Genomic DNA, 20,881 nt, shown 5'->3' on the forward strand with positions numbered 1-20,881 from the left:
CGTGTCCCGGTCGCGTGCCCGCCATCACCTGTCCTCACCGCTCGGCGTGGTCACGGTCGTCCTGCTGCTGCTCCTGATCGCGACCGCCGTCGTGGCGCCGTCGCTGTTCGGCGACCGGGCCACGCAGATCGCGGGCGGCGCGCTGCAGGCGGGACCGTCGGCGGCGCACCCGTTCGGCACCGACGCCCTCGGCCGCGACGTCCTCGCGCGGACGCTGGTGGCCACCCGGCTGTCCCTCGTGCTCGCCGTGCTCGTCGTCGGCATCGGCGTGGCCTGCGGCCTGATCATCGGCACCGTCCCCGTCGTGCTCGGCCGGCGCGCCGGCCGAGCGGTGGTCGCCGGCCTGAACCTGATGGTCGCCTTCCCCGGGCTGCTGCTCGCCCTGTTCCTCGCCATGATCTTCGGAGTGGGGGCGCGCGGCGCGGTGCTGTCGATGGCGATCGCCTTCGCGCCGTCGTTCGCGCGGCTGACCCACACCACCGCGAGCGGCGTCGCGAACGCCGACTACGTCTCCGCCGCGCGACTGCTGCGGGTCCCGCGGTGGCGGATCCTGACCCGCCACGTCGTGCCGAACATCTCCGAGCCCCTCGTCGTCAACGCGACCAGCCAGGTCGGTGCGGCGCTGCTCAGCATCTCGGCGCTGTCCTACATCGGCTTCGGCGTGCAACCACCGCAGTACGACTGGGGACGCATGCTCGCCGACGGGCTGCCGGCCATCTACACCAACCCGGCGGCCGCGCTCGCGCCGTCGATCATGATCGTCGTCGCGGGTCTCGCGTTCGTCCTCGCCGGCGAGCTGCTGACCCAGGTCCTCGGCGGCAGCCAGCACGGTCACCTCCGGCTGCCGTCCCTCAGGTTCCCGCGCCGGGAGCCGGCCCCGGCCGAGACGCCGCCACCGGGCGACGAGGTGCTCCAGCTCGAGCGCCTGACCGTCACCGTGCCCGGCGAGACCGCGCCGTTCGCCCCGGTCGTCGACGTCAGCATGCGCCTGCGCCGCGGCGAGATCGTCGGGCTGGTCGGCGAGTCGGGATCGGGCAAGAGCCTCACCGCCATGGCGGCCGCGCAGCTCACCTCGTACCCGAATGTCGCCGAGGCCGACGTGCATCGGATCAAGGGCAACGAGCTGCGCCGGATGCGCCCCCGCGACCGCGAGCGGCTGCTCGGAACCTCGCTCGCGATGGTGTTCCAGGACCCGATGTCGTCGCTGAACCCGACCCTCAAGGTCGGCCGCCAGCTCGCCGAGGTCGCGGAGACCCACGAACGCCTCGGCCGCCGGGACGCGTGGCGGCGAGCCGTCGATCGCCTCAGCGCGGTGCTGATCACCGACCCGGAGGCGCGGGCGAAGCAGTACCCGATGGCGTTCTCCGGCGGCATGCGCCAGCGCGCGTCGATCGCGATGGGCCTCATGGCCCAGCCGGCGCTGATCGTCGCGGACGAGCCGACCACCGCGCTCGACGTGACCGTCCAGAAGGAGGTGCTCGGCCTGCTGCGGCGCATCTCCCGGGAGACCGACGCCGCCGTCCTGCTGATCAGCCACGACATCGCGGTGGTGGCTGAGAACGCGTCCCGGGTCCTGGTCATGTACGCCGGCCGGGTGGTCGAGGAGCTGCCGGTCAGCGGGCTCGCCGAGGCCGCGCATCCGTACACCCGCGCGTTGATCGCGAGCATCCCGGACATGTCGACGGACCGGTCGCGGCCGCTCGCGAACATTCCCGGCCGCCCGCCGCACGCCTCTGACCTGCCGCCGGGATGTGCGTTCGCGCCTCGGTGCGGCCGGGCGGACGACCGGTGCCGGCAGGAGCGTCCCGAACTGGCCGACTCGGGCGGTGGCGGCGCCGTCGCCTGCTGGCATCCGCTGCTGCCGGTCCTGGAAAGCGAGGCGTGACATGCTCGAGCTCCGCGACATCGTCATCCGGTACGGCCACGGTCAGGGCGCCGTGACGGCCGTCGACGGGGTCAGCCTGACCGTGGCGGCCGGCTCGATCGTCGGGCTCGTCGGTGAGTCGGGGTCCGGCAAGTCGACCCTCGCCCGGGCGGCGGTCGGCCTCGCGCCGCTCGCCTCGGGCACGATCCTCTGGAAGGGGGCGGCGCTCGACCCGCGCGGCCGCCCGCCGTTGCAGTACGTGTTCCAGGACCCGTACGCGTCCCTCAACCCGCGGATGAGCGTCGGCGCGTCGATCGCCGAGGGCCTGCCCCGGGCGAGCGGGCGGCGGGATCGGCCGGCCAGGGTCACCGACCTGCTCGAGATGGTCCGGCTCGATCCCGGCGACGTTCACAAACGACCCCGGCAGCTCTCCGGCGGGCAGCGGCAGCGCGTCGCCATCGCGCGCGCCCTTGCCGCCGAGCCCGAGGTCCTGATCGCCGACGAGATCACGTCGGCGCTCGACGTCTCGGTCCAGGGTGCCGTGCTCAACCTGCTCAAGGAGATCCAGACCCGGACCGGCGTCGGGATCCTGTTCATCTCCCACAACCTCGCCGTGGTCCGCTACATGGCCGACTCGATCGCGGTCATGAAGTCCGGCCGGCTCGTCGAGCACGGTACGACGGAGGACGTCATCGAGCGTTCCACGCACCCGTACACCAAGCAGCTCCTCGAAGCCGTCCCGACCATGACGACGGGCAGTAGCCGCTCATAGCGAACGTGCGCCGGAGGAGTGACACGTGGCCGGCTACGGAGCCGGCGAGGCGACCTTGCGACCTGAGATGAACCGGGCTGTGGCACGGGCGGCTCGAACTGTGTCCGGTCCTCGGCGCGATTCGCCTGGTCGCAAGCACCCGGCGCGCCGCGGCCGGGCTAGAATTTTGTCAGTGCATGTCGGTTCGCCGTCCCGGCTGGTGCGGCCGACACCCCCGCCCCGTGGGTTGGGGATCTCGGTCGCCGCCCTGCTGATCATGGTCGAGACCCTGCTGGTCTATCCGCTCCGGCAGGTCATGCCACCGTACATCCCGGGCCTGATCTACGTCCTCGGCGTGCTGGTCGCCTCAGTGGTGTGGGGTACGTGGCTCGGGCTGGCCACCGCGGTGGCCAGCACGCTGGCGTTCGTCTTCTTCCACGTTGAGCCCGTCGGGACGTTCGCCGTCTCGGACATGCGGCAGGTCGTCGAGGTGGCGGTCCTGCTCCTCGTCGTGGTGCCTATGAGCGCGGTGGCGGACCTGTACCGGCTGCGCGCCGCCAAAGCCCAGGATACTGAGCTCACCGCTGAGATGGCCCGGTTACTGATGCACGCCGACGACCTGCAACCGGCGCTGCCGGCTGTCGCACGGTGCATTGCGCGATCCCTCGAACTGCCGGACGCCGCGATCCACCTCGCGGCCGTCCCTGCCGATGACCGGCACGCGGCGTTTCCGCTGTGCTCCGGCACTGCCCAGTTCGGGACCCTGGTGGTGCCGGTCGGCGTGCCGAAGCGGACGACGCGGCGGCTGCGGGAGTGCGTCGTGCCGTGTCTGGCGTCGCTGCTGCGCGCCGGCCGGGAACGTGCGGGCGTGCTGGACTCGCTGGAATCAAGCCGGGAGCAGTTGCGCCGGCTCGCCGCCGAACAAGCGGCGTTGGGGCGAGTGGCGAAGCTCGTGGCCCACGGCAGTCCTCCGTCCGAGGTCTTCCGGGCGATCACCACCGAGCTGCACGGACTGCTGCGTGAATACAGCACGTGGCTGTGTCGCTATGAGCCCGACGGCATGGCGAGCGTTGTCGCGACCAACCTTACTGACGAGAACACCGACCAGGAGCGCTGGCCGATCGAAGGCGAGAACGTCCTGGTCAAGGTGCACGACACAGGGCGCGCCGCCAGGGTGGACAACTTCGAGGACGCGGCCGGCGCTTTCGCCGCGTTCGCCCGTGAGCTGGGCATCCGTTCCGTGGTCGGGGTGCCGATCGTGGTTGACGGGCGGCTGTGGGGCGCGGCAGGCGTTGCGTGGGCCCGGCCCGAGCCTCTGCCGGCCGACACCGAGGCACGCGTCGCGGACTTCACCGACCTCGCCGCCACCGCCATCGCCAACGCCGACAGCAAGGCCGAGCTCGCCGCGTCCCGGGCCCGGCTCGTAGCCGCCGCGGACCAGGCCCGGCAGCGCATCGAGCGCGACCTGCACGACGGCGCCATGCAGCACTTCCTCGCCGTCGCGATGCAGCTTGGTGCCACCCAGGCCGACCTGCCGCCGGAGATGCGGCAGGCCAAGGCGCAACTGGCCCGCGCCCTGTGCGGTCTGAACAGTGCCATGGACAGCCTGCGCGAGATCTCACGGGGCATCCATCCGACGCTGCTCGTTTCAGGCGGCCTGCCGACCGCGCTCAAAGCACTCGCTCGTAGATCGCCGGTACCGGTCGACCTCGACCTCCACACCAGCCGGCGCATGCCGCCGGTGGTCGAGATGGCCGCGTATTACGTCGTCTCCGAAGCGCTGACCAACGCGGCCAAACACGCCCGCGCCACAGTCGTGCACGTCCAGGCGACATCCCGGAACGACGTCCTGCACCTGTCGATCCACGACGACGGCATCGGAGGCGCCGACCTGCGCCGAGGGACCGGCCTCACCGGCCTCCGGGATCGCGTCGAGGCACTCGGCGGACACCTCACCATCACCAGCCCCGCCGGCGGCGGCACCCGGCTGCTGGCCGCCATCCCGACCACGTCCATGCCCTGCACTGCTCCTGAGTAAGCGATCTCACCAGGAAGATCGGCTCACGGTGGGGCGCGACGATCCACCTGTGCCGCCCCTGGAAACGGCATGTCACGTCAGCGACACTTTGCTACCGGGACGGGCCGGGCGGGTGCATACTTGGGCGTCAATGCGTCCGCAGGTGTTTGGACGCGCTTCTCACGTCACCTTGTGATGCGCAGGAACGCCTCGTTCGAGCGATGTGGCCGCGTTAGTCGCCTGAGGCCTCGTCGCATGGAGGCGCCATGGACACGCGCACGGCATCCCGCGAATTGCCGAGTCAGCGGGCAACGGTGATGCGCCCCAGCGGCGGTGATCGTGGCCGAGGCGCCGGAGCACGAGCCCGCGCGGGCACATCGGTCCGGGGCCCGCAGTGATGGGACTTGGCTGGAGACGTGTCGCCACGGCCGCGGTGGTTGTCGTGGTCGGCAACATCGCGAGCTTGGAGGTCGCGCACGCCGCCGCCTTGACGGTTGCGGCAGTCGATGCCGCGAACGTGGCCTTGCGCGGCATGCCGGTCAACACCACCGACAGCACCGGCAGCGTTGTCTCCAAGTCGTTCAGTACTCCCAGCGCGGCGGTGGCCGGCGACCTCCTCGTCGCGTCGTTGTCGTACAAGACTCCGGGGTTGACTGACATCGCCAACACGGCGCCGAGTGGCTGGACCAAGATTCCGGGCGAGCTGTTCGATGTCTCGATCACCACCGGCTCGCACCTGGCGCTGGTCGTGAAGGCGGCGGTGGGGGGAGCGGAGTCCGGCACGTGGGGATTCGCGAGCGCCCCGGCCGGCATGGTGATCTCGGTGCTGGCGTACTCCGGCGCCGACACCACGATCAACGCGACGAACGGCGTCTATCCGTTCGAGAGGTACGGCTACAAAGCGGAACCCGGCGGGACCAATACCACCACCCACACTGCCCCGGCCTTCACGCCCACGGTGGCAGGCAGTTGGGGCTTCGCCGCCTTCGCCTCCCGCGCCTCCGAGACCTGGACGCCGGGAGCGGGACTGACCGAACGCTCCGAAACCAGAGCCGCCGCATCGGCCCAGGCCGTACTCGAGACCAACGACTCGAACGGTGTCATCGCCACCGGTAGCCCGATCACCTACTCGAGTACTGAGTCGGGCGGCACGTCGGTGCAGGTGAGTTTCGCCGGGAACATCAAGCCGAGCGGTCAGGCGCCGCAGCCGGGGCGTCCGACGGTGACCACCGGCGGCGCTACGGGCGTCACCAGCACTGCCGCGACCATCGCCGGCACCATCAACCCCAATGGGTTGAGCACCACGTATCACTTCGAGTACGGCACTACCACGTCCTACGGCACCCGGGCGCCCTCACCGGACGGCTCGGCCGGGTCCGGCACGACCGGGACTCAGCTGCAGGCCGGTCTCAGCGGTCTGACTGCCTCCACGATGTACCACTACAGGCTTGTCGCGACCAACTCGGCAGGCACCAGCAACGGCTCCGACGCTACCTTCACCACCAGCACTGCGGGCAGCATCGGTTATGTCGGGCCGTCGACATCGGGAGCGGCCGCGACCGGCGAGAAGCCGGAGAGCAAGCTGTGGTGGAACGACGGCGTCTGGTGGGCAACGCTCTACGACACAATCAGCCAGACCCACCACATCTTCCGGCTGGATCGCTCGACGGAGACCTGGATCGACACCGGAACGCAGACTGACAACCGGGCGGCGACGCACTCCGACACCCTGTGGGACGGTACCCACCTCTATGTCGCCTCCCATGTGAAGGCCAGTTCGTCCAGCGGGGCCACGTCCGGCAACCCAGCGCGGCTGTACCGCTACAGTTACACGCCTGCGACGAGGACGTACACCCTGAACACCGGATTTCCGGTCCAGATCGACAACTACTCCAGCGAGACGCTGACCATCGACAAGGACTCCACCGGCGCGCTGTGGGCGACCTGGACCCAGGGTTCGAAGGTCTACGCGAACTCCACGACGGGCGGCGACACGACGTGGGGCACGCCCTTCGTGCTCCCGGTCACCGGCGCATCGTCGCTGGACCCCGACGACATCTCGTCCATCGTCGCCATGGGCGACAAGGTCGGCGTGATGTGGAGCAACCAGGCCGATTCGGCGATGTACTTCGCCACCCACGCAGACGGTGCGGCGGCGGCAACGTGGTCGGCGACCACCACGGTGCTCGGCGGTTCGGGTTGGGCCGACGACCACATCAACCTCAAGGCCGATCGGTCCGGGCGCGTCTACGCAGCGGTCAAGACCAGCTTGGACGACGTCGGCGGCTCGGGGTCCGATCCGCAGATCATGCTCCTGGTGCGGGACCCCTCGACCGGTGGCTGGGCGAGCTATCCGGTCGGCCGCCTCAGCGACTGCCACACCCGGCCGGTCGTCATGCTCGACTCCGAGCACCAGGTCATCTACGTGTTCATGACCGCGCCGGACAGCGGGTGTCCCTTTTCAGGGTCCGACGGGACGATCTTCATGAAGAGCTCCCCGATGGGCAGCGTCTCCTTCCCGCTGGGCCGGGGCACGCCAGTCATCAGAGACGCGGTGTCGCCGCACCTGAACAACGTGACCTCGAGCAAGCAGCCGGTCACCAGCGCAACCGGCCTGGTCATCATGACCAGCAACGACACGACCCAGCGGTACTGGCACGCGGACATCTCGCTGGGGTGATCAATGAGGGCAGCCCGGTGAGCCGACGCAGGACCTGATTAAGGCACGGTCATCCGTCGCTTTTCCCGGCTGCGCGGGCTTACTCCCGCTCGGCCGCCTTCTCACCCGTCTTCTCGCCCGGGGCGCGTGCGGTGAAACCTGATCACCGTGGCCAGGCCTACGGCGTCGAGAGCATCTCGGTCGGGCAAAAGTCCACATAGGACTGTCCAGTCGCTCGCGATCCCGGGTGATACGGCCAGCGACGTCGCCGATGTCGCGACTACGGGCGTTCACCGGCTGTTAACGTCGCGTTCGAACAAGGGCGCAGCGGCCATCTCGGCCCTGCGTACCGATGCAATCGTTTCGGGCGCCCATCGGGGGAGGGGCTTGATGAAAACTATTCCACGTTTCGGTCCGGGTGAAACGCGAACGACCAATGGCGTGCTGGGAAGCAACCGAGCGGTCCGCGTCATCGGGGGGAATCGATGACGGGTTCCGGCGACATCCACAATGCCCTGGATTCCGCCGTCGGCGCGTCCCCCGAGCCGGACCGGGACGACGAGTCATCGATGCGCCTCCCGCGAATGCGGGACTGGACCGACCACATACCGGCCGAACCCATCAGCGGGGTTCCGGGGCGGCAGACCGTGAGCGTGGTGATCCCCACGCTGAACGAGGAGAGGAACATCGCCTGGGTGCTCAACCGGATGCCATCCATTGTGGACGAAGTGGTCCTCGTCGACGGGCACTCATCCGACCGCACGGTAGAGGTCGCGCGCGCCGTCCGGCCCGACATCGTGATGCTGTCCCAGCACTGCCGGGGCAAGGGAGACGCGGCGCGGGTCGCCTTCGCCGCGGCGAGCGGCGACCTCATCGTGATGATCGACGCGGACGGCAGCATGGACCCCAGCGAGATCCACCGGTACGTCACGCCGCTGATGAACGGGTACGACTTCGTGAAGGGCTCCCGGTTCCTTACCGCCGGCGGCTCGACGGATCTGACCGCGCTCCGGCGGTTCGGCAACCAGATGCTCGTCCGGATGACGAACAGCATGTTCCTGGTCCGCTTTACCGATCTGTGCTACGGGTTCTGCTCGTTCCGTCGTGAGTGCCTGCCGGCGCTCGCCCTCACGGCGCACGGCTTCGAGATCGAAACCGAACTCGTCGTGCACGCCTTGAAGGCGGGCCTGCGCATCGCCGAGGTGCCGAGCACCGAACTGCCGAGACGGTGCGGTACCTCGAACCTCCACACGTTCCGCGACGGCCAGCGGGTGCTCCGCACGCTGATCCGGGAGCGGATCGTGCGGCGGCCGCGGCCGGTCGTGGACCCGATCGACCACCGGGTCCTGCACACCTGGCAGTCGCAGACCGTCGACCTGCCCGACGTCGCGGCGCTCACCGAGGAGGTCCGGCCGTGACCGGCTACGCGGGCTCGTCCGCCGAGGACTCGACGGGTGCGCTGTGCGCGGCGCCGTGAGCGCGGGTCCTGGCCTGCGGCCCCGGCCGGGGCAGGCCGCCGGCACGAGCGCGCCGTCTGTGATGAGCCCCGCACCGGTCGACGTGTGGAAGGAGGTGCTTGCCTCCGCCCCGCGGGCGCTGCCGACACAGTCCCCGGAATGGCTGGAGTGCGTCTGCGCGGTCGACGGGTACACGAACGCCTCGCGGCTCTACCACAGCCCGGACGGCCGGCGGCTGGTGCTGCCGTTGGTGCGCCGCACACTCGTCGCCCCGTTGATCGCGCTGGAATCCTCGCTTCCGGTCGGTTGGGGAGCGGCCGGTCTGCTCGGCGAGGGCGGTACCGTCCGGCCGGAGGACGTACGCATGGTCGTGGCCGACCTTGCCGCGCGACGCACGGTCAGTGTCTCGCTCCGCCCCGACCCTTCGACCGTGGAATCCTGGGAGCAAGGCTGTCCGCCCTGGGTTCAGCGCGAGCCGCGCATGGCGCAGACGCTCTCCCTCGCCGGTGGCTTCGACGAGGTCTGGCGGACTCGGTTCCGCAGTGACACCCGTAACCGGGTCCGGCGAGCGGAACGCGCCAACGTCGTTGTCGAGCGGGACGACACCGGCCGGCTCGTCCCGGTCGTGCAGGAGTTGTACGCCAGATCCGTCGACCGGTGGGCACACCAGGACGGCGTACCGCTCCGGCTGGCGCGCTGGCGGGCGGCACGCCTGGAGCCGCCGCACAAGCTGCCTACGGTCGCCCAGGTCCTCGGTCCGCGCTGCCGGATCTACGCCGCGTTCGTCGACGGGCGGCCGGCCGCCGCGATCGTCGTACTGCTCGGCCACGCGGTGGCGTGCATGTGGCGGGGCGCGATGGACGAGGAGCTCGTCGGCCCCACGTACGCCACCTACCTGCTGCACCGCACCGCCATCGAGGACGCGGCCGAGGCCGGGTGCGTGTCCTACCACCTGGGCGACTCCGCCCCCGGCTCGTCGCTGGCGCTCTTCAAGAGCCGCTTCGGCGCCGCTGAACAGCATTACGCCGGCTACCGGCTCGATCGAATCCCCATGGGCTCGCTGGCGCGTCGTGCGCGTGGCCTGGCCGGCGCGACGCTACGGCGCGTGAGAGGGCGTGGGTAGGCCCGTGTTCCGCAGATCATCGCGGTTGCCGAAACCCCGCGCCGGACGCCGTCGCGTCCTGGTCGTGCTGATCACGATGTCGCTGGTCTCCGCGCTGCTGATCGTCGCCTGGAGCACCGGCCGGAGACACGCGCCGGACCCGCTGCCCGTCCCGTCGGACCCCGCCGACCCCGTCGGCTACGACTGGTCCGCGCCGAAGATCCACCGTCCCGACCCGGGCACCCTGGCCGTGGGCGTCACCCACACCCAGAACTCGATCGACGACTGGGGCAACCCTACGGCCTCCGCGTCGGCGCAGGCCGTCCTGACCGCCACGGCGTCCTACCAGAACCAGCACATCTACGGCTGGGGGGCCGGCAACCCCGAGCCGAGCCCGGGAACGTTCGACTGGTCATCGCTCGACCGCCGGATGAAGCTCATCAGGTCGACCGGCGGCACCCCTGTGATCACACTGTGCTGCGCCCCTGACTGGATGAAGGGCGGTCGCCCCGGGCAGACCGACTGGGACCAGTTGGAGGTGGCGCCCCAGCCGCAGCACTACGCCGACTTCGCCGCGCTCGCTGCGGCAGTCGCCCGCCGGTATCCCGATGTGCGGCATTTTCAGGTATGGAACGAGTTGAAGGGCTTCTGGGACAAAACCCGGAACCGGTGGGACTACGAGGCGTACACGAAGCTCTACAACGCGGTGTACGACGCCTTGAAGGCGGTCGACCGCAATGTCGCCGTCGGTGGGCCGTACGTCGTGCTCGACCTCTGGGCGAGCCGTAACGCCGGCGGTCACCCGTCCGACCTGGCCGGCGCCTGCGGCACGATCGACCAGCGCAGCCTCGACGTGCTCGACTACTGGCTGCAGCACAAGCACGGCGCGGACTTCGTCGCGGTCGACGCCGGTTCAGCGACCCGTGACGGCGGCCGGATCGCCGCGACCAGTACGAGCAGCGCGCTGTTCGGTGCCCTGACCCGATGGCTGCGGCAGCGGACGTCGCTGCCGGTGTGGTGGAGCGAGTTCCACGTCGGCCAGGCCACTGTGGACGGCCAGGCGAAACTGGTCGCCCGGGCCGTCGGTTCCCTGCTGCACATGGTCGATCAGCAGGCCGCCGTGGCACTCATCTGGCAACCGCAACGCGACGGCGACCAACGCGAGGCGGACTCGCCGGCGCTGTGGAGCGCGACCGGCCGCTCGGACGGCGGCCGTCCCCTCGCGTACGCCGAGGCGGTCGCGCGGCTGCAGCAGGTGCTCGCGGACCGGGCCGGGGACAACGCCGTGACGTGGCCGACGCCGGAGCTGGGACTGGTTCGCGGCCGAACGGCGCTGCTGCTCGTCCACCTCGGCGCCGGCCGGGTCGAGGTCACGGTGCAGGGGCGGTCGTTGTGGCTGGATCCGTACCAGGTGCGGTACATCCCCCTGCGGACCGACCGGCCGGCGGACTTCGCCCTGGCCGCCCAGCCCTCGCCGGCAACGGGACCGGCGGATCCGTGCCTCCTCCCCGCAGCCGCAACCACACGACCGTCGGAGAGCACTCGATGACAAGCGACGACACGACCGATCGGACGGTACAGGGAGATCCGCATCGGTGGCCGGAACCCGCTGTAGCCGAACTCGGGCTCGCCCGTACTGTGCTGGCCGGGCTCGACGATGCGGGCGTCCGGTGGTGCCTGCTGCGCGGCGGCCCCGACGGGCTCACCGCCGGGGACGACCTGGACATCCTCGTCGCGGCGGCCGACCGCTCCCGGGCCGCGGCCGTCATCGAGGCGCACGGGCTGATCCGGCTGCGCAGTCACGGCCGGGGAACCCACCGCTTCTACCTCGGTCTCGACGCGTTCACCAGCACCTGGGTCGAGTTCGATCTCGTGACCGAGATCGCCTACGGCCGCCATTTCGAGGTGCGTACGGACGCCACCGACGAGTGCCTGGCCCGGCGCCGGCGGCAGGACGGCGTGTGGGTGCTCGCGCCCGGCGACGAGTTCTGGGCGCTGCTGCTGCACTGCGTCCTCGACAAGGGCGCCTTCGCGGCACGCCACGTGCGCCGGCTGGACGAGCTGGACCACGCGGCGTCGCTCGACGGCCCGCTGGCACGCGCGATGCCGGCCGGCATCGCGCGAGCCCTGCTGCACGATTGGCGGGCGGGACGACGGGACGCCCTCGCCGCCCGGCGCCCCGCCCTGCTTGCCGCCTGGCGGCGGACCCGCCCGGTCAGCGTGGCCCGCCAGCTCGTCGCCTCGGCCGCGCTGCGGCTCGTGGAGCGGCCGCTGCAGGCCTGGAGCAGACGGGGGATCGGCGTCGCGCTGCTCGGCCCCGACGGTTCGGGGAAGTCGACGCTCGCCACGGGCATCCAGTCGGCGTTCTACTTCCCGGTGCGCCGCGTCTACATGGGACTGTGGCCGTCGAACGAGGCGCCGGTCGGCGTGGCCGCGCACGGGCTGCGCATCCTGCAGCGCCCCTTCACCGTATGGCGTCGCTACCTGACCGCACTGCGCCACCGGATGCTCGGGCGGGTCGTGGTATTCGACCGGTACGTCTACGACGCGCTGCTGCCGCCACGCGGGCCGCTGGTGTGGCTCAAACGGCCATACTTCCTGCTGCTGAGCCGGCTCTGCCCGGCGCCGAACCTGGTCCTGCTGCTGGACGTGCCGGGTGGCGTCATGCACCTGCGGTCCGGCGAGTACGACCCCTCACACCTGGAGGCCGAGCGGGAGCATTACCACCGGCTGAGCCGGCGGATTCCGCACCTGCAGCGCCTGGACGCCGACCGACCGCCAGAGCTGGTGCTCGCCGACGCGATCGCGCGCATCTGGCAGTACTACGCGAGGCGGGCGGCCCGGTGAGGGCCACGCTGCAGAAGGCCCGGCCGGTGCTGCGCGACCGCCTCGCCGGCTGGCTGTACCGGGAGGAGCGGCGCTGGACCGCCGCGGTCGCACCGCGGCTGGTCGCCGGCGCGACGGGGACACGGAACACCGGCTGGCGGACCGAGAGCGTCAGCTTCACCAGCACCTCCGTCGCGGTCGCCACGGTCATCCGCTCCGGATCGCCCGACCGGTACGTGGTCAAGGTTCCGTGGACCGCCGCCGGCGCCGACAGCCTGCGGCGTCAGGCGACGGTGCTCGCGACCCTTCAGCAGGACCCGCGGCTGCCCGACTTGCGTCCCGTGCTGCCCCGCTGCCTCGACCAAGCGACGATCGAGGGGCGTTACTACTGCGTGGAGGAGGCGCTGCCGGGGGTTTCCGCGACGGCGCTGATGGTACGGCGGGCCTGCCGAACCATGCTCCTGCGCGCCGCCACCAGGCTGATCGGTGACCTGCACGCCCGAACCGGGGAACAGACCGCACTCGACCGGCCCACCGTGTGGGGGTGGGTGGACGCACCGCTGAGGCGGCTCGAGCAGTTCGCGCTCACGCTGTCCCAGCCCGCCCGGGTCGTCGATGTGGTCGGGCGTCTGCGCGAGGAACTGATCGCCGTTCTTGTCGGACGGACCGTGCGCGTGTCCTGGATCCACGGCGACTTCTGGCCGGGCAACCTGCTGGCCGCGCCGCCGGGCGTGCGGTTGACCGGGGTCGTCGACTGGGACTGCGCCACACCGGGCCAGCTTCCCCTGTACGACCTGCTGCACCTGCACGTCCTCGCCCGGCGGCTCACCGTCGGCGAAGAGCTCGGCGACATCGTCGTTCACGCCCTGCGCCGCGGCATCGACGAGACGCTCAACGTTCCCGCCCCCGAGGTCGGCGCCTGGCTGGACGCGATCCCGCAGCGGGCGGCCCTGCTCCTGTACTGGCTGCGCCACATCCTGCTGTTTATCGACTCGGAAGGTGATCATGGCAACCCACGGTGGCTTCGCGCCAACGTTGAACGCGTCCTTGCCAATATCTGAACCGGTCGGCGACCGCGACCCAGCATCGCCGGTCGACGTTGCCGGGCCGGCGGCGCCCACCGTCACCGTCATCATCTGCGTGTACACCGAACGGCGCTGGCCGCAGATCGTGCGGGCGGTCGAGTCGGTGCGGGCGCAGGAAACCCCGGCAACGCAGATCGTCCTCGTCGTGGATCACAACCTCGCGCTGCTGGAACGCGTCCGGCGCACCTTTCGCGGGGTGACGGTCGTGGCGAACGACGGCCCGCGAGGCCTCTCGGCGGCCCGCAACACCGGCGTGGCCGAGGCGCGCGGGGAAATCGTCGCCTTTCTCGACGACGACGCGGAGGCCGAGCCGGACTGGCTGGCCCGGTTGGTGCCGCACTACCGCGAGGAGCAGGTGCTGGCCGTCGGGGGGCGGGCCCTACCGGCGTGGGAGGAGCGGCGCCCGCGGTGGCTGCCGCCCGAGTTCGACTGGGTCGTCGGGTGCAGCTTCACCGGGCAACCGACGGATGTCTCCCCGGTTCGCAACGTCATCGGGTGCAACATGTCGTTCCGCCGGACCGTTCTGGACCGCATCGCCGGCTTCAATCCCGCGCTCGGACGGATCGGGCGAACGCCGGTCGGCTGTGAGGAAACGGAACTGTGCATCCGCATCCGGCGCGAGCACCCGGACGGCATCGTCCTGTACGACCCGGCGGCGCGAGTCCGGCACCGGGTGACCACGGACCGGACGACTTGGCGCTACTTCCGCCAGCGTTGCTTCTCGGAAGGGCGGTCCAAGGCGGTGGTCGCCCGCCTCGTCGGCAGCGACGCGGGACTTTCCGCGGAGCGCGCGTACACCCGCCAGGCGCTGCCGGACGGGGTGCGCCGCGGGCTGCGGCAGATCCGCGACGGCGACGGCGCCGGGCTGCTGCGGGCCGGGGCGATCGTCGCCGGGCTGCTCGTGACCGCCTCCGGCTACGTCTCCGGTCAGGCGATGCGCGCCTCGGACGCCGCCGGCAAGCCCGCCCGGCAACGGCGCAAGCCGGGGCCGGCACCGATACGCGTGCTCACGGTCGAACTCTCCGACGGGTTGCCCGCCGTGCCCGACGGCGGCCCGGACGGGAGCCGGTACGCGGCGGCACAGATCCTGGTCCGGCTGCACGGGCAGCCGCTGGGGCTGCTCGACGTCCCGCTGCCGCCCGGCGGCCTGACCGCGCCGGCGCTGGCCTCGGTGATCCGGGAACGACTCGGCGGCGAAATCGGCGAGCACCTGCGGGAGGACGGCCTGCCGCCGCTCGATCGGCCGGACTCCAGCATGTCCGGCGAGGCCGGAACGGTCGGCGGTGGCATGTCGTGCCAACTGCGGCGGCCACCGCAGGAGCCCAGCCCGTTCGTCAGCGTGATCGTGCCGACGTGCGGACGGACACCGCTGTTCGAGGCGGCACTCGACTCGCTCGCCGCGCTGGACTACCCCCGGTACGAGATTGTCGTCGTCGACAACGCCACGCAGCGGTCCGACACGGCACGGATCGTCGCGGGGCGGGCCGTTGCCGATCCCCGGTTCCGCTGCACCCGTGAACCGCGACCCGGCGTCACCCACGCACGCAACCGGGGGCTCGCCGAGGCCCGGGGTGAGATCGTGGCCTTCGCGGACGACGACGTGATGGTGGACCGGTGGTGGCTGCGAGCCCTCGTCGACGGCTTCACCGACGCCGACGTCGCCGCAGTGACCGGACAGGTGCTCGCCCGTGAGCTCGAGGCGCCGGCCCAGATCTGGATCGAGCAGTACGGCGGTTACGGCAAGGGCTGCCGGCGCCGGCGGTTCGACCGGACCGGGTTCGAGACGCTCGAGGCGCAGCGTGTGCACCGGGTTTCCGCGTCGCCCCGCTCGCTCTACCCGTACCTCCCGGGCTCGTACGGCTCCGGGGCGAACATGGCGTTCCGTGCCGCGCAGCTGCGCCGGTTGGGCGGCTTCGACCCGCGACTGCCCAGCGGCGAGGACATCGACGTGCTGCTGCGCCTGGTGCTGGCCGGCCACGCGCTGGTGTACGAACCGGGCGCGATCGTGTGGCACACGCATCGGCGTGAGGTCCGGGCGTTGCGGCGCACCGTGTACCAGTACGGCACCGGCCTCAGCGCGGTGCTCGCCAAGTGCGTCGCCACCGATGCCTCGGCCCGCGTGGACCTGCTGAGACGGCTGCCGCGCGGCATGGCGTACGCCCTCCTGCCACAGTCCGGCAAGAACGCGCGGAAGCGGGACGGCTACCCCACCTCGTTCACCGCGCTGGAGCTGTGCGGGCTGGCGCTGGGCCCGGCCTACTACGCCGCCGCCGCGTGGTCGGCCCGCTCGCGGCGGAGCCGTCGATGAGCGCCGCGCGACCGAGGACGGTCGTGCCCGTGCTCGGGTATCACAGCATCAGCGACGAGCGCCGCGACGGGACACTGCGATGGTCGGTTTCCCCCGGCGACTTCGACGAGCAGATGGCGCTGATCAGGCAGCGGGGGTGCACCCCGTTGACGGTCAGCCGGTATGCCGCCGCCCTGCGTGGAGTGGCACCGCTGCCGCCGCGACCGGTGCTGATCACCTTCGACGACGGGTTCCCCGACCTCGCCGAGGCCGCGCTGCCGGTGCTGCGGCGGTACGACCTCACGGCGACCGCGTACGTCATCACGTCCCGGCTGGGCGTGACCCCGCCGACGACCGGCAGCGATCCGGCGCTCGACTGGGACGGGCTGGCAGAGCTGCGGGCGCACGGGGTGGAGATCGGGTCGCACAGCCGCACGCACCATGCGCTCGACTGCCTACGCCGCCGAGAGCTGGATTCGGAGATCGCGCACAGCAGGCGGGAGCTCGAGGACGGGCTCCAGGCGCCCGTGTCGTCGTTCGCCTACCCGTACGGCTACCACAGCCCGGCCGTCTGCCGCGCGGTACAGGCGGCCGGCTACTCCGCGGCCTGTGCCGTGAAGAACGCGCTGAGCCACGAGGAAGACGACGTCTTCGCCATCGCCCGGGTCCTGATCGAGCGCGACACCGGCACCGAGGCACTCGACGCGCTGCTCGACGGGCGTGGCCGGCCGCTGGCCTGGCGCGGCGAGCACCTGCGGACGCGGGGCTGGCGCGCGTACCGGCAGGTCCGCCGGGTCGTCCACGCGGCGCGCCCCGCCGCCGGTCAACCGCGCGTGCCGGACCGGGGTGAGCCGCCTGACCGCGGCCGGGAGGTGGCGTCATGACCGGACGGCACTCCGGCATCGCCGATCCGGCGATCACGGACGGCACGACCGCCCTCGACCTCGTCGCCGAAACCGCTCCGGTCGCGACGCGGCTGCGCCGCCACCTGCGCAATCCGCTGAACAGCAACGTCTACGCGCTGATGGTCAACACGGTCCTCAGCTCGCTGCTGGGCGTCGCGTACTGGGCGATCGCGGCGAGGCTGTACTCCCCGGCACAGCTGGGAATCGGCGCCGCCACGGTGTCGACGATGACGTTCCTGAGCAACCTGTCCCAGCTCAACCTGAACGGGACGCTCGCCCGCTTCCTGCCGGCCGCGGGCCGGCAGGGGACCCGGCTGGTCGGCTACGCCTACGGGACCAGCTGCCTGGTGGCCCTCGGCATCAGCGGCGCCTTCCTGGCGATCGCCCCCCTCGTCGCCGGCCAGTTCAAGTTCCTGCACCGCACCCCGCTGCTCGCCCTCTGCTTTGCGCTGGCGGTCGCCGGCTGGAGCGTCTTCACGCTGCAGGACAGCGTGCTGACCGCGCTGCGGGGAGCCGTCTGGGTCCCGGCCGAGAACGCGGTTTTCGGCATCCTCAAGATCGCTTTGCTGGTACTGCTGGCCGGTGCGGCACCGGGCCTGGGGATCTTCGCCTCCTGGAATCTCGCGGTCGTGGCCGCGCTCGTCCCCATCAACCTGCTGGTGTTCCGCAGGCTGCTGCCCCGGCTGCACGCGCGGGGCGACGCGGCCGCCCTGCCCGGCCGCCGGGCCCTGGCCCGGTTCGTGGCGCTGGACTACGTCGGGTACCTGTTCATGCAGGCCGGCACGAACGCGCTGCCCCTGGTCGTGACCGCCGAACTGGGCGCGGAGGCCAACGGCGTGTTCTACGTGGCGTGGCTGCTCGGAAGCTCGGCGGAGCTCGTGGCGTACCACTTCGGCACCTCGCTCACCGTGGAGGCCGCCGCCGACGAGTCCCGGCTCGCGGCGTACACACGGCAGATGCTGCGCAGGGCGCTGCTCCTCTTCACGCCGGCGGTCGCCCTGCTCTGCGCGACGGCGCCGCTGCTGCTGAAGGTGTTCGGTGAGCAGTACGCCGGAGCCGGCGCGAACACCCTGCGGCTCTTCGCCGTAGCGGTGCTACCCAAGGTGGTGGTGATCGTCTTTGTTGCCGCATCCAGGGTGCAGCGCAGGATCGGGCGCATCATCCTGGTCAATGCCGCGGCGAGCACGCTGGTGCTGTCGCTGACCCTTCTCACCGTGGACGAACTCGGGGTGACCGGGGTCGGCGTCGCCTACCTGATCGCTCAGCTGATCGTGGCGGGAGCCGTCCTGCCGGCGCTGCTGCGACTCGGGTGGGGCAAACCGAGAGCGGCGAGGGAGCCATGCTGACCACGGCGGCCGTGCCGGAGCGCCGGGTGCGCGTCGATCTGCGAGCTGTCCCCATGTGGTGCGCGCCCGTGATCGCGCTCGGGCTCGGACTCCTGTCCCTGCGGGGCTCGGACGTCGCCGACATCGGATCCCTCGGCCTCGTCTCAGCGCTGCAACCCGGACTGTACGTCGCGCTCGCGTTGCTCACCGCCAGTTTCGTCGTCGCCGTGTTCCGTCCCCGGCCCGCTGCGGGCCCGCTGCTCGCCGCGCACGTCGTCGTGCTCGTCGTCCTGCTGCACGGCGCGGCGGCGGTCGTCGAGCCGTTGCCGCGGATGATCCCCAGCTGGCTGCATGTCGGCTTCGCCGACTACATCGCACGGACCGGCGACACGCTGCCGCATCTCGACGCCCGATTCAACTGGCCCGGGTTCTTCGCCCTGGTGGCGATGGCGACCCGGGCGGCGGGGATGCCGAATGCCATGCCGCTGCTCGCCTGGACCGCCGTCTTCCTCAACCTGCTGTTCGGCGCGACCGTTTTCCGGCTGGCCCGGGAGCTGTCGTCGCGGGCGCGCACGGCGTGGCTGGCCGTCTGGCTGTTCGTGCCGGCGAACTGGGTGGGGCAGGACTACTTCGGGCCGCAGGGGATGAACTACCTGTTCTACCTGGTGCTGATGCTGGTGCTGGTGGCGTGGTTCGGCCGGCGTCGGGATGCCCCGCCGCGGCCACCCGGACAGGTCACCGGCTGGCTCCTGCGCGCGTTCCGGCTCCCGCCGAGGGCGCTGCGGCTTGCCCCGGACCCGCATCCGGCGGGCCCGGCGTCGCTGGCGGGCCTGATCGGCGTGGTCCTCGTCATCTTCACCGCCAGCACCGTGAGCCACCAGCTCACCCCGATCGCGATCGTCGTCTCCGCCGGCGTGCTGGTGCTGACCGGACGCTGCACGATGCGTACACTGCCGATCTTGCTGGGCGTCGTGGTCACCGCTTACATCAGCTACGGCACGGTCCCGTACTGGTCGGGGCACCTGCACGACATGTTCGGCTCCGTCGGCCAGGTCGGCGGTACCGTCAGCAGCGGAGCGGTGCAGCGCGTCCGGGGCGACACCGGCCACCAGATCGTGGTGCTGTCGCGGCTCGGTCTCGCCGCGGCCGTCTGGGGTCTGGCGGCCGTGGCTGCGTGGCGCCGGATGCGGCGCGGGCGGGGGGACCTCGCGTTGATGTCGCTCGCCGCCGCTCCGTTCCTGTTGCTGGCCCTGCAAAGCTACGGCGGCGAGATCTTCCTTCGTGTCTACGCCCTCGCCCTGCCGTTCATGGTGATCCTCGTCGCCACGCTGACGACGGCAGGCTGGCCGGGGCGGCGTCGCGCCCTCGCCGCCGCTCTGACCGGGGCGCTCAGCGTCGTGCTCATCGGCGCATTTCTTGTCGCGCGGTACGGCAACGAGGCCTTCGAACAGGTCCGCCCCGGCGATTCGCAGGCGGTGGACTGGCTCTATGCGAATGCGCCGGCGGGCACCTCGTTCGTCTCGCTGACGTCGAACGTGCCCTGGCGTGCGGAGAGCATCGAGCGGTACCGGTACGTGCCCCTCGGCGAGGACCTCGGGCCGGCCTCACTGTCCGAGATCGAGGACGACATGCGGGCCAACCCGCATGGTGCATACCTGGTCATCACGAAGGGACAGTTCGTCTTCGCCGAGTCGTTCCTCGGCAAACCGGCGGGCTGGGGCGAAAGCATGGAACGCGAGGTTGTCGGCTCCGGCCGGTTCCGGCCGGTCTACGCCACCCCTGAAGCGAGGATCTACGTCCTCGCCGCCGCGGGAGGCACAAGCCGATGACGGACACCACCGAGCCGAGAGCGGCGAAGCCGAGCGTGGCAGAGCGGAAGAGCATTCCCAGCCCGCGCCAGGCGACCGGAATGCCCCAGCACCGGGCCGCGACGCGGCGATGGCCGGACGGATCCCGGCCGCCCAACGTCTGGCCACCGCTGCTGACGCTGCTTGCCGGCGCTGGGGTCCTCGCCCTCGTCCTGCTGAGCGGACCCGCCACCGTACGAGCGGTCGCCGTGCTCGCCTACCTCACGGTCGTCCCGGGGCTGGCCTGCGTGCGGCTGATCCGTCTGCCGGGCCGCCTCACGCAGTTCGTCCTCGGCGTCGCGCTCAGCCTGGCGCTCGGCACCCTCGTCGCCCAGGCGATGGTGCAGCTGCGGCGCTGGTCACCGCTGCTCGGGCTATGTGCCCTCGTGACCGTAGGATCGGTCGCGGCGCTGACCGAACTGATCCGGAACAGGCGCGCGACGCGACGCGGGAGCGTGAACTCCTCATGAGCCCCCTGTTCGTCAGATCGCTGTGGATCGGCGCGGGCCCCTGGGCGTGGGTCCACGCCGTCCTGCTCACCCTGCTGTTCGGGACGCTCGTCGCCAGGGTCGTGCTGCAGGGTGCTCTGCGGTCGCCGAACCAGAAGGCCCTTCGCGTGCTCAACATGGCGATCGCGCCGCTGCTCGTCGTCTTTCTCGTCGTGGTGCTGCAACGGTTTCGCGGGCTCAGCTAGCGATCGTGATCCATCAGTGCTCGTCTTGGGCCGGCTTGCTCTCCAGGTGCTCGGGCAGGGCC

Annotated in this window: 15 protein-coding genes; all 15 read left to right on the forward strand. The window is 71.2% G+C overall.

Annotation, left to right across the window (positions count from 1 at the left end; all coding sequences use genetic code 11):
• Position 1 precedes the first annotated feature (1 nt).
• Complete coding sequence (locus AC6JBM_RS13740) at positions 2-1,885, forward strand: dipeptide/oligopeptide/nickel ABC transporter permease/ATP-binding protein (protein ID WP_497983992.1); 1,884 nt, start codon at positions 2-4, stop codon at positions 1,883-1,885.
• 1 nt (position 1,886) lies between these two features.
• Positions 1,887-2,636 (forward strand): ABC transporter ATP-binding protein, encoded by a 750-nt coding sequence (locus AC6JBM_RS13745; protein ID WP_497983993.1) that lies wholly within the window; start codon positions 1,887-1,889, stop codon positions 2,634-2,636.
• Between the two features lie 172 nt (positions 2,637-2,808).
• Positions 2,809-4,653: a sensor histidine kinase gene (locus tag AC6JBM_RS13750; protein ID WP_497983994.1), complete on the forward strand. Its 1,845-nt coding sequence runs from the start codon at positions 2,809-2,811 to the stop codon at positions 4,651-4,653.
• A gap of 421 nt (positions 4,654-5,074) precedes the next feature.
• Positions 5,075-7,312 carry a hypothetical protein gene (locus AC6JBM_RS13755; RefSeq protein ID WP_497983995.1) on the forward strand — a complete coding sequence of 746 codons (2,238 nt, stop codon included), beginning with the start codon at positions 5,075-5,077 and terminating at the stop codon, positions 7,310-7,312.
• A 464-nt stretch (positions 7,313-7,776) separates the two neighbouring features.
• Entirely contained in the window at positions 7,777-8,709 is a 933-nt protein-coding gene (locus tag AC6JBM_RS13760; RefSeq protein ID WP_497983996.1) for a glycosyltransferase family 2 protein, read from the forward strand.
• A 121-nt stretch (positions 8,710-8,830) separates the two neighbouring features.
• Positions 8,831-9,871 carry a GNAT family N-acetyltransferase gene (locus AC6JBM_RS13765; RefSeq protein ID WP_497983997.1) on the forward strand — a complete coding sequence of 347 codons (1,041 nt, stop codon included), beginning with the start codon at positions 8,831-8,833 and terminating at the stop codon, positions 9,869-9,871.
• Positions 9,872-9,935: 64 nt separating this feature from the next.
• On the forward strand, positions 9,936-11,399 hold the full coding sequence (locus AC6JBM_RS13770) for a GH39 family glycosyl hydrolase (RefSeq protein WP_497983998.1): 1,464 nt from the start codon (positions 9,936-9,938) through the stop codon (positions 11,397-11,399).
• Positions 11,396-12,697 (forward strand): nucleoside/nucleotide kinase family protein, encoded by a 1,302-nt coding sequence (locus AC6JBM_RS13775; protein ID WP_497983999.1) that lies wholly within the window; start codon positions 11,396-11,398, stop codon positions 12,695-12,697. The genes AC6JBM_RS13770 and AC6JBM_RS13775 overlap by 4 nt, the downstream gene beginning before the upstream one ends.
• A 26-nt stretch (positions 12,698-12,723) precedes the next feature.
• Positions 12,724-13,737, forward strand: coding sequence for a phosphotransferase family protein (locus AC6JBM_RS13780; RefSeq protein ID WP_497984000.1), 1,014 nt, complete (start codon positions 12,724-12,726; stop codon positions 13,735-13,737).
• Positions 13,682-16,069, forward strand: coding sequence for a glycosyltransferase (locus AC6JBM_RS13785; protein ID WP_497986452.1), 2,388 nt, complete (start codon positions 13,682-13,684; stop codon positions 16,067-16,069). Before AC6JBM_RS13780 ends, AC6JBM_RS13785 begins: the two co-directional genes overlap by 56 nt.
• Complete coding sequence (locus AC6JBM_RS13790; RefSeq protein ID WP_497984001.1) at positions 16,066-16,932, forward strand: polysaccharide deacetylase family protein; 867 nt, start codon at positions 16,066-16,068, stop codon at positions 16,930-16,932. The genes AC6JBM_RS13785 and AC6JBM_RS13790 overlap by 4 nt, the downstream gene beginning before the upstream one ends.
• A complete protein-coding gene (locus AC6JBM_RS13795) occupies positions 16,929-18,299 on the forward strand; it encodes a lipopolysaccharide biosynthesis protein (RefSeq protein WP_497984002.1) in 1,371 nt (456 codons plus the stop codon). The genes AC6JBM_RS13790 and AC6JBM_RS13795 overlap by 4 nt, the downstream gene beginning before the upstream one ends.
• On the forward strand, positions 18,293-20,107 hold the full coding sequence (locus tag AC6JBM_RS13800) for a hypothetical protein (protein WP_497984003.1): 1,815 nt from the start codon (positions 18,293-18,295) through the stop codon (positions 20,105-20,107). The genes AC6JBM_RS13795 and AC6JBM_RS13800 overlap by 7 nt, the downstream gene beginning before the upstream one ends.
• Positions 20,104-20,595 (forward strand): hypothetical protein, encoded by a 492-nt coding sequence (locus AC6JBM_RS13805; RefSeq protein WP_497984004.1) that lies wholly within the window; start codon positions 20,104-20,106, stop codon positions 20,593-20,595. The genes AC6JBM_RS13800 and AC6JBM_RS13805 overlap by 4 nt, the downstream gene beginning before the upstream one ends.
• Complete coding sequence (locus tag AC6JBM_RS13810; protein WP_497984005.1) at positions 20,592-20,819, forward strand: hypothetical protein; 228 nt, start codon at positions 20,592-20,594, stop codon at positions 20,817-20,819. The genes AC6JBM_RS13805 and AC6JBM_RS13810 overlap by 4 nt, the downstream gene beginning before the upstream one ends.
• Positions 20,820-20,881: the final 62 nt, after the last annotated feature.

Source organism: Dactylosporangium thailandense, from assembly GCF_059739745.1.

Bases quoted from the DNA above. Each gene is read 5' to 3' on its own strand.
- AC6JBM_RS13745 (WP_497983993.1), top strand. From the start codon at position 1,887: ATGCTCGAGCTCCGCGACATCGTCATCCGGTACGGCCACGGTCAGGGC.
- AC6JBM_RS13760 (WP_497983996.1), top strand. From the start codon at position 7,777: ATGACGGGTTCCGGCGACATCCACAATGCCCTGGATTCCGCCGTCGGC.
- AC6JBM_RS13765 (WP_497983997.1), top strand. From the start codon at position 8,831: ATGAGCCCCGCACCGGTCGACGTGTGGAAGGAGGTGCTTGCCTCCGCC.
- AC6JBM_RS13775 (WP_497983999.1), top strand. From the start codon at position 11,396: ATGACAAGCGACGACACGACCGATCGGACGGTACAGGGAGATCCGCAT.
- AC6JBM_RS13785 (WP_497986452.1), top strand. From the start codon at position 13,682: ATGGCAACCCACGGTGGCTTCGCGCCAACGTTGAACGCGTCCTTGCCA.
- AC6JBM_RS13790 (WP_497984001.1), top strand. From the start codon at position 16,066: ATGAGCGCCGCGCGACCGAGGACGGTCGTGCCCGTGCTCGGGTATCAC.
- AC6JBM_RS13795 (WP_497984002.1), top strand. From the start codon at position 16,929: ATGACCGGACGGCACTCCGGCATCGCCGATCCGGCGATCACGGACGGC.
- AC6JBM_RS13800 (WP_497984003.1), top strand. From the start codon at position 18,293: ATGCTGACCACGGCGGCCGTGCCGGAGCGCCGGGTGCGCGTCGATCTG.
- AC6JBM_RS13805 (WP_497984004.1), top strand. From the start codon at position 20,104: ATGACGGACACCACCGAGCCGAGAGCGGCGAAGCCGAGCGTGGCAGAG.
- AC6JBM_RS13810 (WP_497984005.1), top strand. From the start codon at position 20,592: ATGAGCCCCCTGTTCGTCAGATCGCTGTGGATCGGCGCGGGCCCCTGG.